This is a genomic window from Streptomyces sp. NPDC006510 (genome assembly GCF_040611955.1).
Taxonomy (GTDB): domain Bacteria; phylum Actinomycetota; class Actinomycetes; order Streptomycetales; family Streptomycetaceae; genus Streptomyces.
Window position 1 is genome coordinate 60,208 of record NZ_JBEXPH010000005.1, and the last position, 26,378, is coordinate 86,585.

General features: G+C 68.3%; 23 protein-coding genes and 1 tRNA gene. 14 read left to right on the forward strand and 10 right to left on the reverse strand.

Going from position 1 to position 26,378, the window contains the following annotated elements; translation table 11 throughout:
* The first annotated feature begins 3 nt into the window (after window positions 1–3).
* Genes ABZY11_RS03260 through ABZY11_RS03275 form a run of 4 tightly spaced genes read left to right on the forward strand, consistent with a single transcriptional unit; the run spans window position 4 to window position 2,005 of the window.
* Window positions 4–606 carry a 4Fe-4S dicluster domain-containing protein gene (locus ABZY11_RS03260; RefSeq protein ID WP_356477471.1) on the forward strand — a complete coding sequence of 201 codons (603 nt, stop codon included), beginning with the start codon at window positions 4–6 and terminating at the stop codon, window positions 604–606.
* Window positions 603–1,382 carry a Rieske (2Fe-2S) protein gene (locus tag ABZY11_RS03265; RefSeq protein WP_356477472.1) on the forward strand — a complete coding sequence of 260 codons (780 nt, stop codon included), beginning with the start codon at window positions 603–605 and terminating at the stop codon, window positions 1,380–1,382. Before ABZY11_RS03260 ends, ABZY11_RS03265 begins: the two co-directional genes overlap by 4 nt.
* Window positions 1,379–1,774: a hypothetical protein gene (locus ABZY11_RS03270; RefSeq protein ID WP_356477473.1), complete on the forward strand. Its 396-nt coding sequence runs from the start codon at window positions 1,379–1,381 to the stop codon at window positions 1,772–1,774. Before ABZY11_RS03265 ends, ABZY11_RS03270 begins: the two co-directional genes overlap by 4 nt.
* 21 nt (window positions 1,775–1,795) lie before the next feature.
* Window positions 1,796–2,005, forward strand: coding sequence for a hypothetical protein (locus ABZY11_RS03275; RefSeq protein WP_356477474.1), 210 nt, complete (start codon window positions 1,796–1,798; stop codon window positions 2,003–2,005).
* A gap of 58 nt (window positions 2,006–2,063) precedes the next feature.
* On the opposite strand, the gene ABZY11_RS03280 is transcribed toward ABZY11_RS03275, so the two are convergent.
* From ABZY11_RS03280 to ABZY11_RS03305, 6 genes are all read right to left on the reverse strand, one after another.
* Entirely contained in the window at window positions 2,064–2,537 is a 474-nt protein-coding gene (locus tag ABZY11_RS03280) for an MscL family protein (protein ID WP_356477514.1), read from the reverse strand.
* Between the two features lie 147 nt (window positions 2,538–2,684).
* Window positions 2,685–3,359 carry an RcpC/CpaB family pilus assembly protein gene (locus tag ABZY11_RS03285; RefSeq protein ID WP_356477475.1) on the reverse strand — a complete coding sequence of 225 codons (675 nt, stop codon included), beginning with the start codon at window positions 3,357–3,359 and terminating at the stop codon, window positions 2,685–2,687.
* 238 nt (window positions 3,360–3,597) lie between these two features.
* The gene (locus ABZY11_RS03290; protein WP_356477476.1) at window positions 3,598–4,431 is read right to left on the reverse strand and encodes an S-methyl-5'-thioadenosine phosphorylase; all 834 of its coding nucleotides are present in this window, start codon (window positions 4,429–4,431) and stop codon (window positions 3,598–3,600) included.
* Between the two features lie 95 nt (window positions 4,432–4,526).
* Entirely contained in the window at window positions 4,527–4,889 is a 363-nt protein-coding gene (locus ABZY11_RS03295; protein WP_356477477.1) for an FmdB family zinc ribbon protein, read from the reverse strand.
* 66 nt (window positions 4,890–4,955) lie between these two features.
* Entirely contained in the window at window positions 4,956–6,239 is a 1,284-nt protein-coding gene (locus ABZY11_RS03300; RefSeq protein WP_356477478.1) for an MFS transporter, read from the reverse strand.
* Between the two features lie 403 nt (window positions 6,240–6,642).
* A complete protein-coding gene (locus ABZY11_RS03305; RefSeq protein WP_356477479.1) occupies window positions 6,643–8,238 on the reverse strand; it encodes a potassium/proton antiporter in 1,596 nt (531 codons plus the stop codon).
* A 302-nt stretch (window positions 8,239–8,540) separates the two neighbouring features.
* Here ABZY11_RS03305 and ABZY11_RS03310 point away from each other — a divergent pair, with 302 nt between their 5' ends.
* On the forward strand, window positions 8,541–11,300 hold the full coding sequence (locus ABZY11_RS03310) for a penicillin acylase family protein (protein WP_356477480.1): 2,760 nt from the start codon (window positions 8,541–8,543) through the stop codon (window positions 11,298–11,300).
* Here the strand turns inward: ABZY11_RS03310 and ABZY11_RS03315 are convergent.
* Entirely contained in the window at window positions 11,290–11,877 is a 588-nt protein-coding gene (locus ABZY11_RS03315) for a 5-formyltetrahydrofolate cyclo-ligase (RefSeq protein WP_356477515.1), read from the reverse strand. The two genes, ABZY11_RS03310 and ABZY11_RS03315, sit on opposite strands and share 11 nt — an antisense overlap.
* 106 nt (window positions 11,878–11,983) lie before the next feature.
* On the opposite strand from ABZY11_RS03315, the gene galU reads away from it, so the two are divergent.
* The 9 genes from galU to ABZY11_RS03360 all read left to right on the forward strand — a co-directional run bounded on the left by galU (window position 11,984) and on the right by ABZY11_RS03360 (window position 22,827).
* A complete protein-coding gene (gene galU / locus ABZY11_RS03320) occupies window positions 11,984–12,886 on the forward strand; it encodes a UTP--glucose-1-phosphate uridylyltransferase GalU (protein WP_356477481.1) in 903 nt (300 codons plus the stop codon).
* Window positions 12,887–12,890: 4 nt separating this feature from the next.
* Window positions 12,891–14,201, forward strand: a complete 1,311-nt coding sequence (gene glp, locus ABZY11_RS03325) for a gephyrin-like molybdotransferase Glp (protein WP_356477482.1) — start codon at window positions 12,891–12,893, stop codon at window positions 14,199–14,201.
* Window positions 14,202–14,324: 123 nt separating this feature from the next.
* On the forward strand, window positions 14,325–14,825 hold the full coding sequence (moaC, locus tag ABZY11_RS03330; protein WP_356477483.1) for a cyclic pyranopterin monophosphate synthase MoaC: 501 nt from the start codon (window positions 14,325–14,327) through the stop codon (window positions 14,823–14,825).
* Window positions 14,822–15,364 carry a MogA/MoaB family molybdenum cofactor biosynthesis protein gene (locus ABZY11_RS03335; RefSeq protein ID WP_356477484.1) on the forward strand — a complete coding sequence of 181 codons (543 nt, stop codon included), beginning with the start codon at window positions 14,822–14,824 and terminating at the stop codon, window positions 15,362–15,364. Before moaC ends, ABZY11_RS03335 begins: the two co-directional genes overlap by 4 nt.
* A 17-nt stretch (window positions 15,365–15,381) precedes the next feature.
* Window positions 15,382–15,993, forward strand: a complete 612-nt coding sequence (locus ABZY11_RS03340) for a GNAT family protein (RefSeq protein ID WP_356477485.1) — start codon at window positions 15,382–15,384, stop codon at window positions 15,991–15,993.
* Window positions 15,994–16,151: 158 nt separating this feature from the next.
* A complete protein-coding gene (glpR, locus tag ABZY11_RS03345) occupies window positions 16,152–17,288 on the forward strand; it encodes a gephyrin-like molybdotransferase receptor GlpR (protein WP_356477486.1) in 1,137 nt (378 codons plus the stop codon).
* 97 nt (window positions 17,289–17,385) lie between these two features.
* A tRNA-Ala gene (locus ABZY11_RS03350) sits at window positions 17,386–17,459 on the forward strand.
* A 324-nt stretch (window positions 17,460–17,783) separates the two neighbouring features.
* Window positions 17,784–22,202, forward strand: coding sequence for a BREX system serine/threonine kinase PglW (pglW, locus tag ABZY11_RS03355; protein ID WP_356477487.1), 4,419 nt, complete (start codon window positions 17,784–17,786; stop codon window positions 22,200–22,202).
* A gap of 88 nt (window positions 22,203–22,290) precedes the next feature.
* A complete protein-coding gene (locus tag ABZY11_RS03360; RefSeq protein WP_356477488.1) occupies window positions 22,291–22,827 on the forward strand; it encodes a transposase in 537 nt (178 codons plus the stop codon).
* A gap of 83 nt (window positions 22,828–22,910) precedes the next feature.
* Here the strand turns inward: ABZY11_RS03360 and ABZY11_RS03365 are convergent, their stop codons facing one another.
* The 3 genes from ABZY11_RS03365 to ABZY11_RS03375 are packed head-to-tail and all read right to left on the reverse strand — an operon-like array spanning window position 22,911 to window position 26,220.
* Complete coding sequence (locus ABZY11_RS03365; protein WP_356477489.1) at window positions 22,911–24,647, reverse strand: hypothetical protein; 1,737 nt, start codon at window positions 24,645–24,647, stop codon at window positions 22,911–22,913.
* Window positions 24,648–24,664: 17 nt separating this feature from the next.
* Window positions 24,665–25,309, reverse strand: a complete 645-nt coding sequence (locus ABZY11_RS03370; protein ID WP_356477490.1) for a hypothetical protein — start codon at window positions 25,307–25,309, stop codon at window positions 24,665–24,667.
* Window positions 25,309–26,220 carry a hypothetical protein gene (locus ABZY11_RS03375; protein WP_356477491.1) on the reverse strand — a complete coding sequence of 304 codons (912 nt, stop codon included), beginning with the start codon at window positions 26,218–26,220 and terminating at the stop codon, window positions 25,309–25,311. Before ABZY11_RS03375 ends, ABZY11_RS03370 begins: the two co-directional genes overlap by 1 nt.
* Window positions 26,221–26,378 lie beyond the last annotated feature (158 nt).

Consider the following 26,378-nt stretch of genomic DNA (forward strand, 5'->3'; position numbering starts at 1 on the left):
CGCATGATGGGCAGAACGATCTTCATCGACCCGGGGCGCTGCATCGGTTGCCAGGCGTGCGTCTCCGCCTGCCGGGAATGCGACTCGCACCGCGGCAAGTCGCTGATCCACCTCGACTACACCGACGAGGGCCGGTCCGTGGCCTCCCTTCCGACGGTCTGCATGCACTGCGAGGACCCGGTCGCGCCCTGCGCCGAGGTCTGTCCCGCCGACGCGATCCCGGTGACCGCGGACGGTGTGGTGCAGCAGGCCGACACCACCCGCTGCATCGGTTGTGCCAACTGCGTCAACGCCTGCCCCTTCGGCGTCCCGAAGATCGACCTCCAGGCGAAGCTGCAGATGAAATGCAACCTCTGCTACGACCGCACCGCCTACGGCCTCGCTCCCATGTGTGCGACCGTCTGTCCGACCGGAGCGCTGTTCTACGGGACCGTCGAGGAGCTCCGGGCCGAGCGCCCCGGCGTCCAGGTCGCCGACACCTTCACCTTCGGCCGGAGCGAGGTACGCACCGGTGTGGCCATGGTCGTACCCGCCGACCGGGTGCAGTGGCCGGTGCCCGGCGGCCTTCCCGTCGTCGAGATCAACGGGAAGGACGTCCGCCGATGAGCGACACCGTCCAGCCGCCCTCCGGCGATCCGCGCGAAGCCCTGCACGACCGGATCGCCGCCGACTCCCTCACCACCCGGCGCGACTACCTCCGGATCGTGGTGACCGTCTCCGGCGGACTCGCCGTCGGCAGCCTCGGCGTGGCGGGTGGAATCCTGCCGCGCCACGGCGACCCCGACGACGACAAGACCCCCTCCCCGAAGAGGATCGCCGCTCAGCTCCTGCCCGGTGAGTCGCTCGCCTTCCACTACCCGGACGAAGAGGACAAGGCGGTCGCCGTCCGGCTGAACGACGGCTCCCTCGTCGGCTACTCCGCGATCTGCACCCATCTCGCCTGTGCCGTGCTCTGGCGCAAGGACCGCGGTTCCGAGGGCGAGCTGTACTGCCCCTGTCATGAAGGTGTCTTCGACGCCCGCACCGGTGAGGTCACTGCCGGGCCACCGCCCCGTGCGTTGCCCAAGGTGGTGCTCATCGAACAGGCCGACGGCAGTATCTGGGCGATCGGCACGACACGCTCGGGCGAGAGCATCGAACACGGTCTGTGCCGCCGGTTCCGCGCCGACCGCCCGGACCTCGCCTCCCGCATCGGCTGCCCCGCCGTCGAGGGCAGCGGCGTGGAGGCGCCGGCGGCCGCGTCGCCGGGAACAGCCGGTACGTCCGCGAGCGCCGATCCGCCCGTGAGCGCCGGTGTGTTCGCGAGTTCCAGGGCGTCCCGTACCCGTACCCGGACCGCCGAGGCCGAAGCCGAGGCCGGGACCTCTGGCAGGCGGACATGACCGACGCCCGGCAGTCCCGCGACCGGGAGCCCTCGAAGCCCCGGGGGTACCCGGAGTACCACCCGGGAAGTGCCCGTCCCGAACTCAACCGGCCCGTCCACGAGCGCTATCCGCAGATCCGCGCCACCAGCGGCTACGGCGACCCCCGGGTCCGCCACACCGGCCCCGGCCCGGGGGCGGGCACCGACCAGGAGCCCGAGCGGTCCTCGAAACTGACGGCCCGGCTGGCCCTCGCCATGACGGTGGTCGTCGGACAGCTCTGGGGCCTGACCGTCGTCATCGACGCCTGGATGGAGGGCAACACCGGCACGGCCTGGTGGGGCGCCGGCTTTCTCTGCCTGTCGTTCCTCGTCGTCCTCGGGCTGTGGCTGATCGATCCGAAGGATCGCTGACCGCCGCCGTACCCTTGACGTATGAGCACCGCCCCCGCCCCCGGCCCGCGCGATTCGAAGCCCTCCCAGCCGGAACGGCCGAAACCGAAACCGGTTCTGGTCTTCGACGATCCGCTGGACCAGCAGTCCGCGGACGATACGGACCGGGGGTGGGGCGAGCGGGCCCCGGCCGGTGGCAGCGCCGCCGATCTGGCGCGCTTCCTCGACGAGAAGCCGCCCCACCACATCTGATTCCCCGCTCCGTGGTGGTCCGGCGGCGTTGCTTCCGGTTCTTCCGCTGCGCCTCGCGCTACTGGTCGGGGGCCTGGCCGGGGTTCTCGCCCGACGGGCCGCCGCGCTGAGAGACGAGGGCGTCGCGGATCTCCTTCAGCACCTCCATCTCGCTCACCTCCAGCGTCTCCTGCACCCCCTCCTTCGCGGCCTGCATCGCCGCCCGCTTGGCGAGGTACTTGGCCATGGGCAGGACCATCAGGAAGTAGACGACCGCGGCCGTGATCAGAAAGCTGAGGGTGGCGCTGAGCACCGAACCCCACAGGATCCGGATGCCCTCGGTCGCCTCGCCCGTCTTCGGGTCCGTGATGCAGGGGCCCTTGAGGCAGGAGCTGTAGCCCTCCAGGTCCTTGGTGCCGAACGCACCGACCAGCGGGTTGATGACTCCCTTGACGATCGAGTTCACGATCTGGGTGAACGCGGCGCCGATGACGACGGCGACCGTCAGATCGATCACATTGCCGCGCATCAGGAAGGCTTTGAACCCTTCCAGCAGACTGACCTTTTTCTCGCTCGCAGATGAGGCTTCCTTCGCGTGTGCCGTAGGCGGAGCAAACTCCTCCGCAACTTGCGGCAGTACGGGATGAAACCACCCAATTCTTGGGTTTGGGCAGGCGACTTGACCGATCGCCAGTGCGAATCAACATAGGATCACCGCCAGTTGGGACGAGACGCCCGCGCCGGCCAGTGCGGTGGCCGTGTCCCGGGGAACCGACAGCACGATCAGCGCACCATCCTCCGCTGAACCCCCGGCACCCTCGGCAGCCTCGGCCGAGGTCTGTGGTACCTCCGCCACCCGCGCGCCCTTCGCCAGCACCCGGACCCCGGCTCCGGTCTCGGCTCCGGCTTCCCCGGCAGCGATCACGTCGACGTGGTCACCCGGCCGCAATAAGCGCACCGCCCCCGCATCCGCGATCCGGACCGGCGCGGACACCAACTGGGCCGGTCGCCGTGCCCGCTCCGGCACCGCTCCTGCCACACCACCGGCCCCCGCCCCGTACGCGGCCTCGCTACCCGCGCCGCCACCGCCCAGCCCCGTGGCGGCGAGCGCGGCGGCCGTCAGGGCCAGCCCGGCCGCGAGGGCACGACGCTGCCGCCACAACGCCCGCCGCAGCCGATGCCCACCGCCTCCGCGCACCCGCAATGGTTCGAACGCGGGCACCCCACAGGCCGGGGGCGCCGGCGGCGGAGACGGCAACGGCAACGGTGAGAACGACTGGGGAGTTGCGCGCGGCGGGGACGCTGCGCCCGGCGCGGAAGTCACGGATGACGCGGAAGCGACGGACGACGCGGAAGCGACGGACGACGGAAACATGGTCGACACCACCTGCCATGAGGAGTTCGAACGAACACCCCTCACGATCCACCGTCCGCGAGATTCCCGCCGAAGCCTGTGGAGAGCCCCGGAGTTGTGGACAACTCCGTCACCCACTCACGCCGCAACCGTCACTCGCGCCGCAACCGTCCCGCGCCCCACGGCAACCGTCCCGCGCCCCACGCGCCCCGCGCAACCGCCCTACGCAGCCGCCCCGCGCAACCGCCCCTCTCACCCGCTAAGGCAGCTCGATCCCCGTCTTGAGCCCGTCCAGCGCATGCGAGCACGGGCAGTCCCGGTCCGCCTCCGCGGGCAGAGCGGCCACCACGTCGAAGAGCACGGCACGCAGGCGCCCCACATTGGCCGCGAACACCTTCAGCACCTCCCCGTGCGAGACGCCATCGCCGGCCTCCGCGCCCGCGTCCAGGTCCGTCACCAGGGTCATCGTCGTGTAGCAGAGGCCCAGTTCACGGGCGAGCACGGCCTCCGGGTGACCGGTCATCCCGACCACCGACCAGCCCATCGCCGCATGCCAGCGCGACTCCGCCCGGGTCGAGAAGCGCGGCCCCTCGACGACCACCAGCGTTCCGCCGTCCACCGGATCCCAGTTCCTCGCCCGCGCAGCCGCCAGCGCCGCCCTGCGCCCCTCGGGGCAGTACGGATCGGCGAAGCCCAGATGCAGGACGTTCGGCTCCGCCCCGTCGGCCCGGATCTCCCCGTCGTAGTACGTCTGCGTCCGGGCCTTGGTGCGGTCCACCATCTGGTCGGGCACGAGCAGGGTGCCCGGCCCGTACTCCGGGCGCAGGCCGCCCACCGCGCACGGGCCGAGCACCTGACGTACGCCGACGGAGCGCAGCGCCCACATGTTGGCCCGGTAGTTGATGCGGTGCGGCGGCAGATGGTGGCCGCGTCCGTGGCGGGGGAGGAAGGCGACCCGGCGGCCGCCGATCTCGCCGAGGAAGAGGGAATCGCTCGGCCGTCCGTACGGAGTGTCCACGCGCACCTCCGTGACGTCCTCCAGGAAGGAGTACAGGCCCGAGCCGCCGATGACACCGATCTCTGCGTTCACCATGCGATCACATTAGCGGCGCGCGAAAACGCCGGAAGCCCCGCCGAACGGATCGGCGGGGCTCACGGTGGAAGTGCGGTGTGCGAGTGCGGTTCGGCTCAGGCGGCCGACGTGCTGCTCGTCGAGGACGAGGAGGACGACGGCGAGGAAGCCGAGGAAGAGGACGCAGCGGAGGCGGACGACTTCGAGTCGGATCCCGCGGACGCCGAGGACGACGAGGAATCGGACGAAGCGGAACCGGACGCCTTCGCCGAGGACGAAGCCGGCGTGCTGCTCGACGAGGAGCCGCGGCTGTCGTTCCGGTAGAAACCGGAACCCTTGAAGACGATGCCGACCGCCGAGAACACCTTCTTCAGGCGTCCGTCGCAGCTCGGGCACACGGTGAGGGCGTCATCGGTGAACTTCTGCACCGCCTCTAGGCCCTCGCCACATTCGGTGCACTGGTACTGATAGGTCGGCACTTGCTCCTCCTGGCACTCTGACTCAATGAGTGCTAACGACGCTCCATACTGACGTATTCCGCAGCATCAGTCCACCGTGACCGGCTTCCGGTGACCGACACCACGTGCCACGGTCCGTCCCGAGGCGGCGGGCGCGAGCCGCGAACGCAGTCCCACCAGGGTGATCAGCGCCAGTACGGTCCCGACGAGCGGCACCACGAATCCGGTGCTGGCTCCGTGGGCGTCCGCGAGCCGCCCGGCGACCGTCACAGCCGCCGCCTGGCCGAGCGCGACCGAGCCGGTCAGCCAGGTGAACGCCTCGGTCCGGGCGGATCCCGGCACCAGGGCCTCGACCAGCGTGTAGCCGCTGATCAGGGCCGGGGCGATGGAGAGCCCGACCAGAAGTCCGAGCCCGGCCAGCAGCGGCACCGAGTGCACCGCCCACAGCCCGGACGCGGTCAGGGTGAGTGCCGCGTACCCGACGAGCAGCCGCCGTCGCGGCCCGCTCTTCCAGGCGATGGCACCGCAGGCGATCCCGGCCAGCATGTTGCCGGCCGCGAAGACGCCGTACAGCAGACCGTTCGCTCCGGGGCGGCCGATCTCCTCGGCGAAGGCGGTCAGCGAGACCTGCATGCCGCCGAAGACCGCGCCGATCCCGAGGAAGGCAACCGCGAGCACCCGCACACCCGGTACGGAGAGGGCGGAGGCATGCCGCTGGGAGGTGCCGGCCGCGGCGTCGCGCACCGCGGGCTGGGTGCGGCGCTGTGCGGCGAAGAGCAGCCCGCCGACCAGCGTCAGCGCGGCCTCCGTGATCAGACCGGCTGCCGGGTGCACCCCCGTGCACAATGCGGTGGCGAGCACCGGGCCGATGACGAAGGTGAACTCGTCCGTCACCGACTCGAAGGCCGCCGCGGTGGACAGCAGCGGCGAGGCCTCCCGGCCCGGTGCCGCACCGAGCACGGCCGCCCAGCGGGCCCGCACCATCGGCCCGACCTGCGGAACGGACGCACCCGTCGGCACGGCCGCCACGAACAGCGCCCACAGGGGCGCGTCCGCCAGCGCCAGTGCCGTCAGCGCCGACACGGACGCCGCGTGCACCAGGACGCCGGGCAGCAGCACGGCACGCTGGCCGAAACGGTCGGCGAGCTTGCCGGTCTGCGGGGCGAACAGGGCCATGGAGACACCGGTCACGGCGGCGACGGCGCCCGCGCTGCCGTACGAGCCGGTGGTGTGCTGGACCAGGAGCACGATGCCGATGGTCAGCATCGCGAAGGGCTGCCGTGCGGCGAAGCCCGGAAGGAGAAATGTCCACGCACCCGGGGTGCGCAGCAACTGCCCGTAACCGGGGCGGTCGGTGACCGTGGACGCCACGGTCCATGCCTTTCTGCCGCCTGGTGGCCGAGCTCCCGCGCGGTGGCCGGCACGGATAGGTGCGGGCTCGTTCGTGCGGGTGCTGCCGAGAGCTGTCCTCTTCGCGCGGAACTGCGGTAGATGCCGGGCGCTCAGCAGAGGCGGAGGACGCCACGACCGCCATACGGTCGCGCCAGCTCTGCATCAGGCAGAGTTGGTCGTTCAGATTGGTCGATCGGGTTGGTCGTTCGGGTCGGTCGACCGGCATTGGTCAGGTCGGTCGACCGGGTTCGTCGACCGACCCCGTCACAGAGGTCGATCGGCTCCCTTCATGATACAGGCAGAGGTCCTTGTGCACCTGTGAATGTGCACAAGGACTCCACCGCAGCCTCGGATCGGAAGCACCCGCAGGCGCATCCCTGCCTCAGCGGTGCGTCTTGGACCCGCCGGTCCTGCCCAGCTTCTTCACGGCCTTCAGCGCATGCGTCACCTCGTGCACCACATCGTGTGCCGCGTGCCCCTCGCCGCTGCTGCCGGCTCTGCCGCCGGCCCCCAGCCAGCCCGCGAGCTTGCCGCCCTCGCCGACCGCGTGCAGCCGTTCCTCCGCCGCGTCGCGCACCGGGTCGGTGGTGACCACCAGCAGCTCGTCGCCCCGCCGCAGCACGGTCGAGGGCGCCGGTACGAAGCTCTTGCCGTCCCGCACGACGAGGGTGACGGCGGCCCCGGCGGGCAGCCGCAGCTCCCCGACCTCCACGCCGTGCATCTTCGACCGGCCGGGGATCGCCACCGACAGCAGATGGCCGCGCAGCCGCTCCAGCGGCGCCGACTCGATGCCCAGGTCGGCGGCCTCCGCCGGATCGTCGGCGATCTTCAGGGCCTTCGCCAGCCAGGGCAGGGTCGGCCCCTGGATGAGGGTGTAGACGACGACGAGCACGAAGACGATGTTGAAGACCCGGGTGGAGCCCTCGATCCCGGAGACCATCGGAATGGTCGCCAGGATGATGGGCACGGCGCCGCGCAGGCCCGCCCAGGACATGAGTGCCTTCTCCTGCCAGGGCAGCCGGAACGGCGCCAGCGAGATGAAGACCTCCAGCGGACGCGCCACCACGGTCAGCACCAGCCCGACGATGACCGCGGGCCAGAAGTCGTCCAGCAGATCGTGCGGCGTGACCAGGAGACCGAGCAGCACGAACATGCCGATCTGGGCCAGCCAGCCGAGCCCGTCGGCGAAGCCGCGGGTGGCGGGCCAGTGCGGCAGCTTGGCGTTGCCGAGGATCATCGCGGCCAGATAGACGGCGAGGAAGCCACTGCCGTGGACCAGGGCGCCCGCCGCGTACGCGGACACCGCGATCGCCATCACGGCGATCGGGTAGAGGCCGGACGCGGGCAGCGCCACATGACGCAGTCCGTACGAGCCGAGCCAGCCGACCGCGATACCCATGGCCGCACCGATCGCGAGCTCCAGGGCTATCTCGCCGAGCAGCACGTACCAGCTGTCCACCGGACCCTTGGTGGAGAAGGCGACCACCAGGATCACCACGGGCGCGTCGTTGAAGCCGGACTCGGCCTCCAGCACACCGGTGACCCGGGCCGGCAGCGGCACCTTGCGCAGTACGGAGAAGACCGCGGCGGCGTCCGTCGACGAGACGACCGCGCCGATGATCAGCGACTGCCGCCAGTCCAGGCCGACCAGGTAGTGCGCCCCGGCCGCAGTGACGCCCACGCTCACCGCGACGCCGACCAGCGAGAGCATCGCCGCGGCGGGCAGTGCCGGTTTGATCTCTTTCCACTTGGTGCCCAGGCCACCCTCGGCGAGGATCACGACGAGTGCGGCATAGCCGATGACCTGGGTCAGTTCCGCATTGTCGAACTTGACGTCGAAGATGCCGTCCTGCCCCATGGCGATCCCGATGCCGAGGTACAGGAGCAGGCTGGGGAGCCCGCTGCGGGACGAGACGCGCACCGCCGCCACCGCGACGAGCAGTACGAGTGAGCAGACGAGCAGGAGTTCGTTGAGCATGTGGACAGACAGTGGCCGTTCCTTCCCTGCGTACGCCTGCCGAGTCGAACGGATCGACCTGTCGACGTGATCGAGCGGATCGATCTGATCGGACGGTTCGACCGGATCGACCCTCGGCATCGGCCATGGGCGGCCGGTACTTCGTTACCTTACCTAATCTTTAACGTTTTCTTGATGCCTTCGAGCGTTCGTACGATCGCTACGCAATTCGAACCATCCCGATACCGCGTCAGAGCCGTCCCGGCGCTGCGCCTATGGTTGCTCCTGCACTCCCAGGACCACCTGCCCCTCGAAGGACAGCGATGCCCGCCAACACAACCGCCCCTTCCGGCCCCGCCGGTTCCGCCGGTTCCGCCGGTGCGAAGACCGGCAGGAAGAAGGGGCGACGTGCCCGCCTGATCGTGATCGTTCTGGTGCTGGCGCTCGTCGCGGGCATCGGTTACGGCACGTTCTGGTCCGTATCCACCGTGCGGGCCTCGTACCCGCAGACGACCGGGTCGACGAAGCTCGACGGCCTCGACGGGAACGTCGACGTCAAACGCGACAGCTACGGAATCCCGCAGCTGTACGCGGACACGGATGCCGACCTCTTCCGCGCCCAGGGCTTCGTCCAGGCGCAGGACCGCTTCTGGGAGATGGACGTCCGCCGTCACATGACGGCCGGCCGGCTCTCCGAGATGTTCGGCTCCGGACAGGTCGAGACGGACTCCTTCCTGCGCACGCTGGGCTGGCGCAAGGTCGCGCAGGAGGAGTACGACAACGTCCTGTCCGAGGACACCAAGAAGAACCTCCAGGCGTACGCGGACGGCGTGAACGCCTACCTCAAGGGGCGCGACGGCAAGGACATCTCCGTCGAGTACGCGGCCCTCGGCTTCACCAACGACTACAAGCCCGCCGAGTGGACCCCGGTCGACTCGGTCGCCTGGCTCAAGGCCATGGCCTGGGACCTGCGCGGCAACATGCAGGACGAGATCGACCGCTCGCTGATGACCAGCAGGCTCGACGCGAAGCAGATCAAGGACCTCTACCCGGCGTACCGGCACGACAAGCACCGGCCGATCGTCGACCAGGGGGCGGTCTCCCCGGTCACCGGGAAGTTCGACCCGGACGCGACACCGTCCGACAACATCGGCTCGAACACCGTGCAGGGCGCCACCGAGGGCCTGAACACCCAGCTCTCCTCGCTCTCCGACACCCTCGACCAGATCCCGGCGCTGCTCGGCCCGAACGGCAACGGCATCGGGTCCAACTCCTGGGTGGTCTCCGGCGACTACACGACCACCGGCAAGCCGCTGCTCGCCAACGACCCGCACCTGGCGCCGCAGCTGCCCTCGCTCTGGTACCAGATGGGCCTGCACTGCCGCGAGATCTCGGAGCAGTGCCAGTACGACACCGCGGGCTACACCTTCTCCGGCATGCCCGGCGTGATAATCGGTCACAACCAGGACATCGCCTGGGGCTTCACCAACCTCGGCGCGGACGTCACCGACCTCTTCCTGGAGAAGGTCTCCGGCGACGGCTACCTGTACGACGGCAAGGTCAAGCCCTTCACCACCCGTGAGGAGACCATCAAGGTCGCGGGCGGCGAGGACCGGACGATCACCGTCCGCGAGACCAACAACGGTCCGCTGGTCTCCGACCGCAGTAGCGAACTGGAGAAGGTCGGCCAGAAGGCCCCCGTGACCAACGCGGCGCCGGACCGGGCCGACGGCTACGCGGTCGCCCTGAAGTGGACCGCGCTGGAGCCCGGCAAGTCCATGGACGCCGTCTTCGAGCTCAACCGGGCCAAGGACTTCACCACCTTCCGGGCGGCGGCCGAGCACTTCGAGGTCCCCTCGCAGAACCTCATCTACGCCGACACCAAGGGCCACATCGGCTACCAGGCGCCCGGGAAGATCCCGGTCCGCCTCAAGGGCGACGGCACGATGCCCAGCCCCGGCTGGTCCTCGGAGTACGGCTGGAAGAAGGAGCCGGTCCCGTTCGACGAGCTGCCCTACGAGTACGACCCGAAGCGCGGCTACATCGTCACCGCCAACCAGGCCGTCATCGACGAGAAGAAGTACCCCCACCTGCTGACCAAGGACTGGGGCTACGGCACCCGCAGCCAGCGGATCGACGACCTCATCCAGTCGAAGATCAAGGGCGGCGGGAAGATCTCGACCGAAGACATGCAGAAGATGCAGATGGACAACACCAGCGAGATCGCCGCGCTGTTGGTGCCCGAACTGATGAAGATCAACATCTCGGACAAGAGCGTCCGTGAGGCGCAGAAGCTCCTGGAGGGCTGGGACTACACCCAGGAGCCCGACTCGGCCGCGGCCGCGTACTTCAACGCGGTCTGGCGCAACATCCTCAAGCTGGCCTTCGGCAACAAGCTGCCCAAGGAGCTGCGGGTCAAGGGCGAGTGCCTCAACGTGCCCCGGGCCGACGGTTCGGGCCCGGTCGACGAGCAGGACCGGCTGGTGCGCGAGTGCGGCCGGCGCGACGCGGACTCCGCCCAGCCCGACGGCGGTGACCGCTGGTACCAGGTGGTCGCCGACCTGATGGACGACCAGAACAGCGACTGGTGGAAGGCGCCGAAGAGCGGCCGGGACCTGGCCACCGAGAACCGTGACCAGCTCTTCGCCCGCGCCATGGAGGACGCCCGCTGGGAGCTGACCGCCAAGCTCGGCAAGGACATCACCACCTGGAGCTGGGGCCGGCTGCACCAGCTGACCCTGAAGAACCAGACCCTCGGCACCGAGGGCCCCGGCCTGCTCCAGCGGGCCCTCAACCGCGGCCCGTGGAACCTCGGCGGCGGCGAGGCCGCGGTGAACGCCACCGGCTGGAACGCGGCGGGCGGCTACGAGGTCGTCTGGGTCCCGTCGATGCGGATGGTGGTCAACGTGGGGGACTGGGACAAGTCCCGCTGGATCAACCTCACCGGCGCCTCCGGGCACGCGTTCAGCGCGCACTACACCGATCAGACCGACAAGTGGGTCAACGGTGAACTGCTCGACTGGTCCTTCGGGACGAACGCCGTCGGCAAGTCGACGACCGACACCCTGACCCTCAAGCCCTAGGGTCTGTCCGGCGGCTCGCCGCCGGTGTCACCACCACGTCAACGGGGTGGTCGTGCGGTTCCTCCGGGACCCGCGCGACCACCTCGTTGTCGTACAGCAGGACGATCAGTGCCGGACGCGCCCCGGCCGCGGCGAGCCTGGCCAGCACCCGGTCGTAGCTGCCGCCGCCGCGGCCGAGCCGCATCCCGCGTCCGTCCACCGCGAGGCCCGGCAGCAGGACCGCGTCCGCCTCCAGGACCGCTTCGGGGCCCAGTCGCCCGCCGTCCGGCTCCAGCAGCCCGCGGCCGGCCCGGACGAGATGCCCGGCTCCTTCGTACGGAGCCCAGTCCAGATCGTTGTCCGCGAGGAGCACCGGCAGCAGCACCCGCACCCCCCGGGCGCGCAACGCGTCCAGCAGCGCGCGGGTGCCCGGCTCACTGCCCACCGAGACGTACGCGGCGACGGTACGCGCCCCGGACAGCTCCGGGAGCTCCAATGCGCCCCGGGACAGAACCACCGCCGCGTTCTCCACGTCTTCCTTGCTCAGAAGGCGCCGTGCGGCCAGCAGTTCACGTCGGAGCAGCGCCTTTCGGGACATCTCTGTGCTCAACGGGCACTCCTGTATCTCTCGCATCCGCATATAGGCGTACAAAGTTAACCGGAGCCTCATCTTCCTCACATACGCACCAGTTATGGTTCTGCGCATGACTCAGTCGCACCCCAGGATCAGCAAGGCTGTCATCCCGGCCGCGGGGCTCGGTACCCGCTTCCTGCCGGCCACCAAAGCCACTCCCAAGGAGATGCTGCCTGTGGTCGACAAGCCGGCGATCCAGTACGTCGTCGAGGAGGCGGTGACCGCCGGTCTCTCCGACGTCCTGATGATCACCGGCCGCAACAAGCGCCCGCTCGAAGACCACTTCGACCGCAATTACGAGCTGGAGTCCGCGCTCACCCGGAAGGGAGACGCCGAACGGCTCAAGAAGGTCCAGGAGTCGAGCGATCTGGCCACCATGCACTACGTCCGGCAGGGTGACCCGCGCGGCCTCGGCCACGCCGTGTTGTGCGCCGCGCCGCACGTGGGGGACCAGCCGTTCGCGGTCCTCCTCGGCGACGACCTGATCGACCCGCGCGACCCGCTGCTCGCCCGCATGGTCGAGATCCAGGAGCGCGAGGGCGGCAGCGTCATCGCGCTGATGGAGGTCGCGCCGGAGCAGATCCACCAGTACGGCTGTGCGGCCGTCGAGCCAACCGTCGAGGGCGATGTGGTGCGCATCACCGGCCTCGTCGAGAAGCCCGAAACGGCCGAGGCGCCCAGCAACCTCGCCATCATCGGCCGCTATGTCCTGGACCCCGCCGTCTTCGGGATCCTGCGCAGGACCGGGCCCGGCCGCGGCGGCGAGATCCAGCTCACCGACGCCCTCCAGCTCCTCGCCGAGGACGAGGAGATCGGTGGCCCCGTGCACGGTGTCGTCTTCAAGGGACGCCGCTATGACACCGGTGACCGGAGCGATTACCTCCGTGCCATTGTCAGACTCGCGTGCGAACGTGAAGACCTGGGCCCGGACTTCAAGACCTGGCTCCGCAGTTACGTCACTGAGGAGATGTAGCACTTTGAGCAGCACGATCTGGTCGGTGGACGAGCACCTGGAAGACATTCTCGGCGCGGTGCGACCGCTCGAACCCATCGAGCTGCAACTGCACGATGCCCAGGGCTGCGTCCTCGTCGAGGACGTCATGGTGGGGATCGCCCTGCCGCCCTTCGACAACAGCTCGATGGACGGGTACGCGGTCCGCGTCGCCGATGTCGAGGGCGCCGACGAGGAGTTCCCCGCGGTGCTCACCGTCATCGGTGACGTCGCGGCCGGCAGCGACGGACTGCCCGGCGACCGGAGCGTCGGCCCCGGCGAGGCCGCCCGCATCATGACCGGCGCCCCGCTGCCGGCCGGAGCCGAGGCCGTGGTCCCGGTCGAGTGGACCGACGGCGGCACGGGCGGCGGCCCGGCCGACACCATGCGCTCGCTGCGCGACGCCCCGGAGGGCGCGGGCGGCGAGGTCCGGGTACACCGCCCGGTCGAGGCCCGCGCCCATGTCAGGGCCCGCGGCAGCGACGTGAAGCCGGGCGAGCTGGCACTGAGCGCCGGATCGGTCATCGGCCCGCCGCAGATCGGCCTGCTCGCCGCGATCGGCCGTTCGACGGTGAAGGTGCGGCCCCGGCCGCGCGTCGTCGTCATCTCCACCGGCAGCGAACTGGTCCAGCCCGGCGAGGAACTGACCGGCGGCCGGATCTACGACTCGAACAGCTTCGCGCTCACGGCCGCGGCCAAGGACGCCGGAGCGATCGCCTACCGGGTCGGTGCCGTCACCGACGACGCCGACACGCTCCGCGCCACGATCGAGGACCAGCTGATCCGCGCCGACATCGTCGTCACCACCGGAGGCGTCAGCGTCGGCGCGTACGACGTCGTCAAGGAAGCCCTGACCTCGGTGGGCGACGAGGACGAACCGGGCAGCGGCATCGACTTCCGCCGGCTCGCCATGCAGCCGGGCAAGCCGCAGGGCTTCGGCTCGATCGGCCCCGAGCACACACCGCTGCTGGCGCTGCCGGGCAACCCCGTCTCGTCGTACATCTCCTTCGAGCTGTTCGTACGGCCCGCGATCCGCACACTGATGGGCCTGAAGGACGTGAACCGCCCCACCGTCCGGGCCACGCTGAACGCCGACAAGGCACTCACCTCGCCGTCCGGCAAGCGCCAGTTCCTGCGCGGTACGTACGACGCGGAGGCCGGCACGGTCACCCCCGTCGGCGGCGCCGGATCGCATCTGATCGCCGCACTCGCCCAGTCGGACGCGCTCATCGTGCTGCCCGAGGACGTCACCTCCGCCGAGCCCGGCACGGACACCGAGGTGATCCTGCTCCGCTGATCCCGGGGCGGTGGCGGTACGGTGTCTGCCGCTGTGCCTTCCCGGGGACACCCCCGGGCCCCCGGCCCGCACCCCGGTGCGGGCCGAACGGGCAACCGGCGCCCTACCGCGAGGCGGAGTTAGTTGAGTACGCAGAAGAGGCTGACGCACATCGACGAGGCGGGCGCGGCCCGCATGGTCGACGTCTCGGAGAAGGACGTCACGGCGCGGGTTGCCCGTGCCAGCGGCCGGGTCCTCGTCTCGCCGCGCGTCGTCGAGCTGCTCCGCGGCGAAGGGGTCCCCAAGGGCGACGCCCTCGCCACCGCCCGGATCGCCGGGATCATGGGAGCCAAGCGCACCCCCGACCTGATCCCGCTCTGCCACCCGCTGGCCGTCTCCGGCGTCGAGGTCGACCTGAGCGTCGCCGACGACGCGGTGGAGATCACGGCCACCGTGAAGACCACGGACCGCACCGGCGTCGAGATGGAGGCCCTGACCGCGGTCTCCGTCGCCGCGCTCACCGTGATCGACATGATCAAGGCGGTCGACAAGGCGGCGGTCATCACGGACGTACGGGTCGAGTCGAAGTCGGGCGGCAAGTCCGGCGACTACCGGCGCACCGGGCCGGACGGAGCGGACGCGTGACGGCGCCCGGGACGGGGCCGGCCCCGTCGGGCGGTGCGCCGACCGCCCCGTACGCCGCCCTCGTCGTCACCGCCTCCAACCGCGCCTCGGCCGGCGTCTACGCCGACAAGGGCGGCCCCCTGATCTCCGAGGCGCTCGCGCGGCTCGGCTTCGCCGTCGACGGACCGCAGGTCGTGCCCGACGGCGATCCGGTCGAACAGGCCCTGCGCGCCGGAGTGGCCGCCGGGTACGACGTCATCGTCACGACCGGCGGTACGGGCATCTCGCCCACCGACCGCACCCCCGAGGCCACCCGCCGCGTCCTCGACCACGAGATCCCCGGCATCCCCGAGGCGATCCGCGCCGAGGGCCGCGACAAGGTCCCCACCGCCGCGCTCTCCAGGGGCCTAGCGGGTGTCGCGGACCGCACGCTCATCGTGAACCTGCCGGGCTCCACCGGCGGGGTGCGCGACGGACTCGCCGTCCTCGCCCGTCTCCTGGTGCACGCCGTCGATCAGCTGCGCGGCGGCGATCACCCCCGACCGGGGAGCCCGAGCTGAACGTCTCGACCTGGCCGGTGGTCCTCGACGACGGCGAGATCGTCCTCCGTCCGATCAAACTGCGCGACCAGCGCATGTGGCGCGAGGTCAACCGGCGCAACCGTGAATGGCTGCGCCCCTGGGAGGCGACCGTGCCGCCGCCCGCGCCGGGCGGACCGGTGGCCCAGCGTCCCACGTACCGTCAGATGATCCGCCATCTGCGCGCCGAGGCCAACGCCGGCCGGATGCTGCCCTTCGCCATCGAGTACCAGGGCCGGCTGGTCGGTCAGCTGACGGTCGCCGGGATCACCTGGGGCTCGATGTGCTCGGGCCATGTCGGCTACTGGGTCGACCAGGAGGTGGCCGGCCGCGGTGTGATGCCGACCGCGGTCGCGCTCGCCGTCGACCACTGCTTCCGCACGGTCGGACTGCACCGCATCGAGGTGTGCATTCGGCCGGAGAACGGGCCCAGCAGAAGAGTCGTGGAGAAACTGGGATTCCGTGAGGAGGGGCTGCGCCCGCGCTATCTCCACATCGACGGTGCCTGGCGGGACCATCTGATCTATGCGCTCACCGCGGAGGAAGTACCCGACGGGCTGCTCCGGCGCTGGCACCGGTCGCGACCTGGAACGCCACGGGAAATAAGATAAGTGTTCGATATTGATCGGTAGTTGACCGATAGCGACCACACAAACACCCACGGTTGGTCTGAACAATCACAAAAAAAGTCCTTGATATCAGCCGGATCGTGCGACACACCGGGCCAATTGGCGGATGCCCCCGCGCAAACCCCTCTACGGTGTGAGACGTGAGCAGCAGCGGCCTCATCTATGCAGTCATCGTCGGGGCCTGGGCCGCCTACTTGGTGCCGATGTGGCTCCGCAGGCAGGACGAGCTCAACGAAGCACGTCCTACGGAACGCTTCAGCACCGCCATCCGGCTGCTGTCCGGACGGGCGGCGATGGAGCGCCGGTACGCCAAGGAGCTGCGGGAGCGCACTGCCGAGGAGGCGGGGCCCGACGCCGACCCGGACGTCGACACGGACCGATTGGACTCCGTGGACGTTCGGGCCTTCGCCGCGCCCGACGCGCATACCGAAGCCCGGGTGCACGACCCGGCACGCGCGCCCGAGCGCACGGCCGAGGAGCGCCCCGAACCGGCACCGGTTTCCGTCAGGCGCGTACGCCCCCGCCCGGGCTCCGGCGGAACGGACGCCGAGCGCGTCCGGCGCGCCCAGCGCCTCCAGGTCCTCGCGCGCCGTCGGCGCACCACCGTCGTCCTCTTCCTGGCCTTCACCCTCGGCGCGGTCGTCGCGGCGGTCGGCGGCCTCCACTTCCTCTGGGCACCCGCGGTTCCGGCCGTGCTGCTGAGCACGTACATCGTGCATCTGCGGGCCCAGGAGCGGCGCCGGTTCGCCTTCACCATGGACCGGCGCCGGGCCGAGGTGGCGGCGCAGCATCTGCGCGAGAACCGTCCCCGCAGGCACCAGCCGGCCGCGGCGGCTCCCGCCGAGCCCGACGAGGAGCCCGAAGCGCGCCGCCCCGAGCCGGAGCCCACGCCCGCGGTCTCCCCGCAGGAGGCCGGCCGCCGCGCCCTGGTCGAGCAGACGGACCACGCGGAATGGGTCGACCAGCAGCGCGAACGCGGCCGGGCCCAGGGCGACAGCTGGGAGCCCGTCCCGGTCCCCCTGCCGACCTATGTCACCGCCCCGGTCGCCCCGCGCGCCACGGGCGGCGTCGAGGTCGGCAACCCGGAGACCTGGAGCGCGGCCCGCTCCAGCGCTGCCGAGCCCACCCAGACGGGCACCTCGCACCCCGTGGCACCCCAGGTCGACCCGGCCCCGCGCCAGCGCACCAACCAGTCCCGTCGCACCCGCGACCGGGGCCGCACCCCGCTCTTCGACCAGTACGAAGACGGGGAACGCCCCCGAGCCGCCAACGAGTGAGCCCGCTCCGGGCCCGCTGCGCCGCCGCCTCGGCTGACCAGCACGGACCGGATTTCCGAGCACCCCGTTCGGGGTGCTAGAGTTTCACTCGTTGCAAGGGCCTGTGGCGCAGTCTGGTAGCGCACCTCGTTCGCATCGAGGGGGTCTGGGGTTCAAATCCCCACAGGTCCACCGCACATACGAGATCCCGTCCGATCGAAAGATCGGACGGGATCTTTGCGTTTCGGAGAGTTGGACCGAGACGTCGGCGGCCGGGTGGCCGTCAGCAGACGGTGTTCGACCAGGTCGGTGGGCCCCTGGCTGTGAGGGAGCCGACCGTTTAGTGGGTACCCACTAGGATGCGGTCGGGGGCGTGGAGCCGGGGCAGTGGCGGCAACCGTGTGACGGGGCCCCCGCTGACAGGGGAGAGAGCACATCCTGCACCCTGTCGAAGGCCCTTGACCCCTTGTCCCCTGTCCGTACCCTGCCCATGCCGACACTCCTGGAGGTCTCCCGGTGACGTCAGCCGCGCGGCCGTCCGCCCCGAAGCCCGGTCCTCCGCCGCGCCGGGAGCGTTGGTTCCAGCCGCGTCGCTCCGGGTTCGGGTGGGAGCAGGAGGGGCTGGACCATGTGCGGGAGCTGATGCCCCAGGTCGAGCCGCACCGGGCGTGGGCGACGTTCCAGTTCACGGGTACCTCCGGCCGGGTCAACGAGTGTGACCTGCTGATCGCTGTGCCAGGCGGCTTGTACCTGCTGGAGCTGAAGGGCCACCCGGGCAGGGTGGTGAACCATGGCGACACCTGGCAGTTCCACGACAACCGGGTACGCACGCTCAAAAACCCGCTGCATCTCACCGACCTCAAGGCCAAGGAGCTCAAGGAGCAGCTCACCCGCGCGGCGCGTGCGCTGAACGAGGACCCGAGACAGGTTCCTTTCATCAAGCCGGCGGTCTTCCTGCACGACCCCGACCTGGTGAGTGAACTCGATGAGTTCCAGCGGACCGCCGTCTACGGGCGCAACGACTGCGGCAGCGGACTTCCGGGAATCTGGGACGATCTGCTGGGCCTGCCGCCCGAGCGCGAGAGCTGGCGCATCACCCCGCGGACCGGCCTGCTGCTCGAAAAGCTGATGACGCACATCGGGATCAGCCACTCCATGGCTCACCTGCGCTTCGGCGACGACTGGCGCCTGGAGCCGCGCGCCCTGGACGCGGGCCCCGGCTGGGAGGACCGGCTCGCGACCCGTGACGACGGCCTGGTGAAGGAGAGCGGCCGGGTCAGGATCTACCTCGCCGGTCAGGCCGCCTCGACGCAGCAGCGTGATGCGGTGGACCGGGCGGCTCGCCGCGAGTATCAGGTGCTGCAGGGCATCAACCACCGTGGCATCGTGCAGGCCGTGCAGATCCGGGAGCATGCGGGCGGCCCGGCGATCCTCTTCCGCCACCGTGCCTCGGACCTGCGCCTCGACGCCTACCTCGACGCATACGGCAGTCGGCTGACGCCCAAGGACCGGCTGGACATGGTGCGCCAGCTCGCCGAGGCGGTGCGCTACGCGCACAACCGGTCCCTGTACCACCGTGCCCTCTCGGCCCGTTCGGTGTACGTCTCGGCCGAGGAGGACGGCAGCGATCCGGTCATCAGGGTCGCGGACTGGCAGACGGCGGCGCGTGACTTCCGGACCACACTGCACCGCTCCCTCGGTGACAGCCCGCTGGACTCCGGCCTGATCGCGGATGTCGCACAGGTTTATCTCGCCCCCGAGTCCGGCCAGGAGTTCGCCGACCCGGTGGATCTCGACGTGTTCGGTCTGGGCAGCCTGGCGTATCTGCTGTTGACGGGACGCCCGCCGGCCGAGCGGCGCAGTGCGCTGGTGGACCGGCTGGCGGGAGAGGGCGGACTGCACCCGTACGCGGTCGCCGACGGAGTGTCCGCAGCGCTCGACGAGCTGGTGTTCCAGGCAACTGCGGCGGACGTACGCCACCGGCCGGTTTCGGCCGACGAGTTCCTGCGGTTGCTGGACGCGGCCGAGGTCGATGCGGCGATCCCCGAACCGGCGGGTGCGCCGGTCGCGGACCCGTTGACGGTGCAGCCCGGGCAGCCACTGGACGGCACCTGGACGGTCACCCGGGTCCTCGGTACCGGCGCCACGGCCCGCGCGCTGCTCGTGCGCCGGACCGGGGACGATCCGGAGGGGCAGGCCGACTCCCCGCGGGTCTTCAAGGTCGCCCTCGACCACGAGAAGGACGCACGCCTGTACGCGGAGGCCGCGGCTCTGAAGGAGGTCGGCGGCGGACAGATCGTCAAGTTGCTGGCGGACCCCCGGGAGCTCGGCGGTCGTACGGTGCTGGAGATCGAGTACGCGGGGGGTTTCCGCCCGCCCGTCGACCGGGACCCGGTCAGTCTCGGATCACGTCTGCGTGGTGAGGGCCGACTGGGCTACGACCAGCTGGAGCGTTTCGGCAACGACCTCTTCGCGGCTTTGGATGCCCTGGCCGCCCGGGGGGTGCGCCACCGTGACATCAAACCGGACAACCTCGGGCTGTTCCGGCGCAGTGACGGCTCCTGGCAACTGATGCTGTTCGACTTCTCCCTGGCCGACGTGCCGGACAGGGACGTCCAGGCGGGTACGCGCGGCTATCTCGACCCGTTCCTGGGTGGCAGCCGACGCGCCCGCTACGACGACCACGCGGAGTGGTACGCCGCCGCGGTCACCCTGCACGAGATGGCGTCCGGCGAACGCCCGGTGTGGGGCGACGGCGCGATCGACCCGCTGACGGTCACGAAAGCCAAGCTGTACGTCGCTGCCGAGCTGTTCGACCAGGCGCTGAGCGAAGGGCTGACCCACTTCTTCGAGCGGGCCCTGCACCGTGATGCCGAACAGCGTTACGACAGCCTGCGTGACATGCAGGAGGCGTGGCGGCGGCTGTTCCGTACGGCCGACTCGGCTCGTCCGGCGACCACGCCTGCCACGGTCGGGATGACCACCGAGGACATCGAGGACGCCCGTGAGCAGGCTGCGGCGGTCGCCGATCTGAAGACACCGCTGGAGGCGGCGGGGTTGTCGCCGCGGGCTGTGTCCGTCGCCGCTTCCCTCGGCGCCTCGACGGTCGGGGCGCTGCTCGATGTCCCTCCGCACACGATCTCCCGCGCGCGGGGCGCCGGGAACGCGATCCGGAAGGAGCTCAACCGCCGCCACCGCCAGTGGTCGCACGATCTGAGCAAGCGTCCCGAGCCCCGCGGCCCGGTGGCGATCGCGATGGACGCCCCCGAGGAGGCGCTGGAGTCGGTGGAGACGCTGGCCGCGCGGCTCATGCCTCCGGAGAACCAGGGGCGCCGTACGAAGCCGCGTCCCGATGTCGTACGCGCCACCCTCCAACTGCCGGGCGGTGCCGACCTGGGGGACTGGCCGGTGCAGACCGCCATCGCCAAGGCGCTCGACATCAGCCAGAACACGGTTTCCACGCACCAGCTGGCCGCGGTCGAACGCTGGGCGGCCCTGCCGTGGATGGACCGGATCCGGGACGAGCTGGCGGCGATACTCTCCGAGCAGGGCAGAGTGATGACCGCCGTGGAGCTGGCGGACGAGCTGCGCGTCCGGCACGGGGCGGGTGACGGCGATGCGGCCGATACGCCGGCCCGGTCGCTGGCCGTGGTCCGCGCGGCGGTGGACACGGAGGCCCGCAAGCGGGACGAGGACGCCGGCTCCGAGCCTCCGGCACGACTGGCCATGCTGCGGCGCGACGGTTGTGTGCTGCTGGCGCTGGAGGATCAGCCCGGCGCGGACGAGCCGACGCCCGCCGAACTCGCCGACTACGCGGCGGCACTGGGCATCGTGGCGGCCAAGGTCGCTGTCCGTGATCCGCTGCCCGGCCGGGTGACGGTGTTGCGGGAACTCCGCGCGGTCGGTGCGCCCGAGGGCATGATCCCGCTGGCCGACACCCGGCTCGTCGACCTGGCCGCTGCCATGGCACGGGGCGTTGGTGTCTCTCCGCGGCTGGAGCTCTACCCGCTGGGCCTGGACCTGGTCCAGGCTCTGCGTATCTCGCAGGCCGCCGCAGGGGTGCGGTCCGACACCGGGATCGGCACCGACGACCTGCTGGCCAGGGTGCGTGCCCGTTTCCCCGCGTTGGTGGTGCTCGCCGACACCACGTACGTGGAGTTGGAAGAGGCCCTGGGGCAGGCCGGTTTCCCGCTCGCCTACGACCAGCAGCGCAAGCGTTTCCTGCCGCGCGCCCGGGAGGCCGTCGCCTGGCACACCGAGCAGACGGTGTCGGCGCTGGCCAGTACCCGGACGCTGATCGAGGACGCGCAGAGTGAACTGGCGCTCGGCCGCGATCCCCGGCGGGTCCGGGCCGCCCGTCTCCAGGCGGCCCGCCGGCGGGGCGGTTTCGTCGCTCTCACGGTCAAGGGGCCCGAACTCCCCGGTGTGGCCGAACGGTTGGCGGAGCGCTTCGATGTGACGCCACTCGCTCTGGACGATCTCCTCCTCACGACACTGCGGGAGCTGGCTCAGGAGCAGCGTGTGCCCTGGCAGGCGCTGCTGAAGGCGGATGCCGCGTTCGCCGCTTCGGGGAGCATCGGTGCGGGCCTCGCCTCCTACGCGCGGCTTGCGTTGGAGCGGGTCGTGGCCCGTGTCGCGGAGCTGGCGGCGGCCGCCGGCCCGCGCACGGTGCTTCTCGCTCACCGGGCCGGGCTGGTCGCCCGCTACTGGGAGGTGGGGGGACGGGAGTTGCTGGTCGCGTTGCAGAACGCCGCCGGACGCCCCGCTGACGCCCCGCATGGCCTGTGGCTTCTCGTACCCATGGAAGACCCCGATGCCTCGCCCGCCCTGGACGGCCGCACGGTGGATGTGGTGGACCGGGCGACCGGGTGGGTGGTGCTCGACGGGCTGTTCCTGAAGGAGCTGAAGTCGGGGACGTGGGAGCAGGCCGGTTGACGGGGCCCCGTGGCCGGGGCTGTCAGACCGTGGGTTTTATGGATGGTCGGTCAGCTGGTTTTGAAGGCGTGTTGTGGGGTGTCAGTTGATGGGTGGAGAGTTTCGTATTCGGCGGGTGGTGCGTGGCCGGGTCGGCCGGACTCCGGTCGTGCGCGTCCGGGGTCGCGGTTCGGGGCGGGTTTCGATGGCGGGAATGGTCTGCTTTCGCCCAGGAGACCGGTCCCGGCTGATCTACAGCTTCCGCGTTCACCGGGGCCGCAAGGGCGAACCCAAGGGCTTCGCCTGGCAGGACTACCGCGATCTGATCGTGCGGGCGCACAAGCAGCTCAGGGGTCCCATCGTCCTGGTCTGGGACAACCTGCGTACCCATCTCATGCCGCAGATGAAGGACTTCATCGCAGCGAACGAGGACTGGCTGACCGTTTTTCACTTTCCGTCCTACGCACCTGACCTCAACCCGCAGGAAGGCATCTGGTCTCTGGTGAAACAGACGATCGGCAACCTCGCCGCCGCGAACCTCGACCAGCTCGCCGCCGCCGTGAAGCGCAGCCTCAAGAAGACCCAGTATCGACCGCACCTCATCGACGGCTGCCTCATAGGCACCGGCCTGGCCCTGACCAGCTGACACGATCAGGCCGACATCACCCATTCAAGTTCAGTAGCGAGCGCGGGCCGATCCAGCTGAGAAAGATCCTGACAGCGCGTCGATTAAAGCCAATAGGTATCGTTCATTGCAGTGTTAGGTTTCAATTGACTTTCACCGACCTGCATTCCATTGTTTTCCATTCGCCACTCCTCCAGTTCGATTCGCGCTTGATTCAACGAATCACATTGCGCTTGTGAGAGGTAAAATGCGAGCGACTTAACTACGTCCCAGGCGCGATAGGTGCTTTCGAAATCTGGCGGTCGGCGAGCCGCCAGTTCGAGGAAGTTGGTTGCAACTTCTGCAACGTACTCCTTATGCATTCGCGGAGGCATATGAGGGAGGATGTCAATGCCGCCATCTGCGCTGTACACCACAACGATAGCCGGTGGCGAATTGCTTCCTAGATACCTCACGGCATTGTTAAGTCGGCTTCCACGGGCTGGATCTCCTTCTCCACGAGCTGCTCCGTCAAGGATCACTCCAATTGCATGGCACTGACCGCTCGGGTCCAAAAGAACAGCACCATCCATGTCCGTGAGCTGCGTGATCAATTCCGGAGCAAGACGTGCGGGCTTTACCGACCAACATTGCGGAGATAGTCGTTGTGCCTCTCCCGCTGCATCAACGGAGATTACCAGCATTGCTCCGTGCCTATGGTCCCCAGCGGCTCGCGCTGCCTCAAGTAGGAGATCCTTGTCCCCTTGCGGAAACAGCCGCTCTATCAGGTCAACGAAGTAATCTTCATCCAATACGTACGTCGGCAGACTTGGGATCCCATCGCGAACAGCAAGTAGGGCAACACCGGCATGTGAGAGCTCCCATACTCCACGAGATGCGAAAGTCACGACAAAGACGGACTCAGTCGTTTCATCATACGTAGATTTGATGTTTCCCAGGCCGTAGACTTTCTCGCCGTCGAATAGAACGTCCGCCTTCGACCCGCTGGCTTCCAAAATTTTGCGAACAGCCAACATATTTCGAGCGCCGATGGGCCGGCTGAGCCATACCATTACGTCGATTGCCGAGTTGTCTGACTTGGCGAGTACTAGCCGCCCAGAACCTTCACGCCCTTCATATGGCAACGCGGAAAGACTGTTCATCAACAAGTGAGAGTCACTGCCGAACCAATATCCCACGCAGTACAGCAGAGCGTGCATCATGGATTCAGTGGCAGAACGTGCCACTTCCCCCGGGCTAGCACCAAGAACTCGAAGGTTAGCCCCGGCCTCGGGGAGATACAGCGAGCGTGCAGCTAGTCGCAGTGCCTCCCAGATGGCAGCATGAAACAGGGAGGGGTGAATTCTGAATTGATCCCGCTTAGTTGTCACAATTCGCGGCACGGCAGCAAGGGCCTGCCGATCAACGCTGATGATGGTATGTACTGCGTAATCCCCAACACGGACAGAATTTCCAGCGAAGAAGGCCCTGTCCTCTTCGCCTGGCAATGCAGACAAAGTTTCCTCAAGAGCCTCGGCTCGCATCCGATTCTTTAGCCAAGCGTGGAAACTCTCATGCATTCGAGGGTCACTGTGAAAACTTTTACTGTCAGGGTCGTTATCGTACTTCTCTTCCGCCAACCGCTGCACTTCTTCTAAGTCTGATGGCTTATATCGGGCCTCACCCTGTTCGATGCAAATACTGAACGCATGCTGGCCGGCGACTTGAAACCCAACCAGCATCGTCCTCGGTTTACCGTGAAATCCAATTGCCTTGAATACCGAACCAATCTCAGTATTCAGAGCACTTCTAAAAATATCCTGATAACCCCACATGAACTGGTCAATGTAACGCTTCGCCATAATCCTCTGTGTCCGTTCTAGCTTTCCCGCACATACGGTCGTGCATCGCGGAATCCGTCTCCAGTGAGTGCCGTTGCTACACTGCCGTATCGGGCGGACGACCACTCAGCAAGATGGAGCTCACCGTCGGTCTGGCGGTCGGTAAAGTATGAGCCTTCTAGTCCCTCGCTAGGTTGCGAACCGATATACACCTCGGCAGCGCCCCGATGTCGTTCACTCCGGTCGCGCACTCCGGGGCGCGGCGTGTTGACGTATTGCCAACTGAGTCGCCAGCGCCCATCCGGATCGTAAATCAGTTTGGCGTTTTCACTGACCGATTTCGACTCCCCGGTAAAAAGCGTCACAGTAACCTTGGATGAGGTCTGCGAGATATAGAGAGCTGTCGGAATGGAGGAAGCCCGCGTACCGTCATCGGGTCTGATATATGAGGAGATCAATTCGCCACGCCATGTTCCCGCGATCAGAGGAACACCCGTGAAGTACCGAATAAATTTCCACTTCCAGATGAAGCGCTCCCAGAGCGCGAACGCCAGTGTGGCAATCAGTCCAGCGATGGAGAATACTCGGAAGGGGACTTCCGATATCCCTTGACCGGCGAGCAACGCCAGCACTAGTCCTACAAGGGCGGCAATACCGATGCCGATTCGGACTTTGGGGTTCATCAGTTACCCAGCCTCAGATGCTGCCAGGTCTCCAGGGCAAGTTGGTGCGCCTCCTCCATTGACCATTTCTGGCCGTCAGCGAACAGCGGCTTGACGCCGTCCGGTTCGTACCAACCCTTAGCTTCGCCATCGGGCTTGGTCTTGTTCCAGATGTGACTGACCACTGCCGAGAAGTCATCGGTAAGTGGGGTGTTGCCCTGGTGATTGAAGAGTGTGTCAGGAGCGCAGTACACGAGGCACTCCATGAAGTAGCTCGGTAGCGCCTTGATTTTACCTGCGGCAACGAGGTCGTTCTCGACTCGCTTCAGAATGCGCACCATCTGCTTATAGCGCTTGCCGGTTCGGGTGTTCTTAGAAACGCCATTCGCATACTGCTGTTCAGGGTAGTTGATAACCCATTTATCGTTCGTGCGGCGCGTTTTGGTGCCTTCGAAGTAACACACGTTTCCTTGCGCGTCGTAGTAATACTTGCGGTGTTGGAAGGACGGCACGACATCGGCTTTTACACGGCCACCGTTTTCTGCAATCTCAATGGCTGTCGAGCCCGAGGTCTCGCAGTCAGCGCCGTAGGCAGAGCGCATAGCTTTTTCGAGTTCGGCCCGGAACTCGGCACCATCATATCGTTTGCAGGTGATGGGGTGGCGAATGATCTTGTCGCCCTCGCGAAGGGCGCTATCGTTGAATTTATGGAATCCATCGTGAATGACTGCGATATCAACATCGCTGTCGAATCGCACGTTAGTGCTGTTCTTGTATGAGTCTTTGGGTAGGAAACTCAAGGGGACGCCATTGAAGCCGCTCCATGCGTTAACGGCAGCACGGACCATTCGCTCTGCTCGTTCTTGTTTCTCCTGTTCCGTATTGCTCGACCGCGCCTTGTAGGGGGTCAACTTCTCTTCTACTGCTGTCACAGTTTCTCCCCCGTTCGGATTTCATCGCATTATGGGCTTACCGGATCATTTTTACAAGCACCTGAAGGGGCGGGTGACCGCCTCACATAATGGATCAAAATGGAATAATCGATCCGCGATGCGCAGTGGCTGCCGCCGTTCTGGAGATGTGTCCGGCT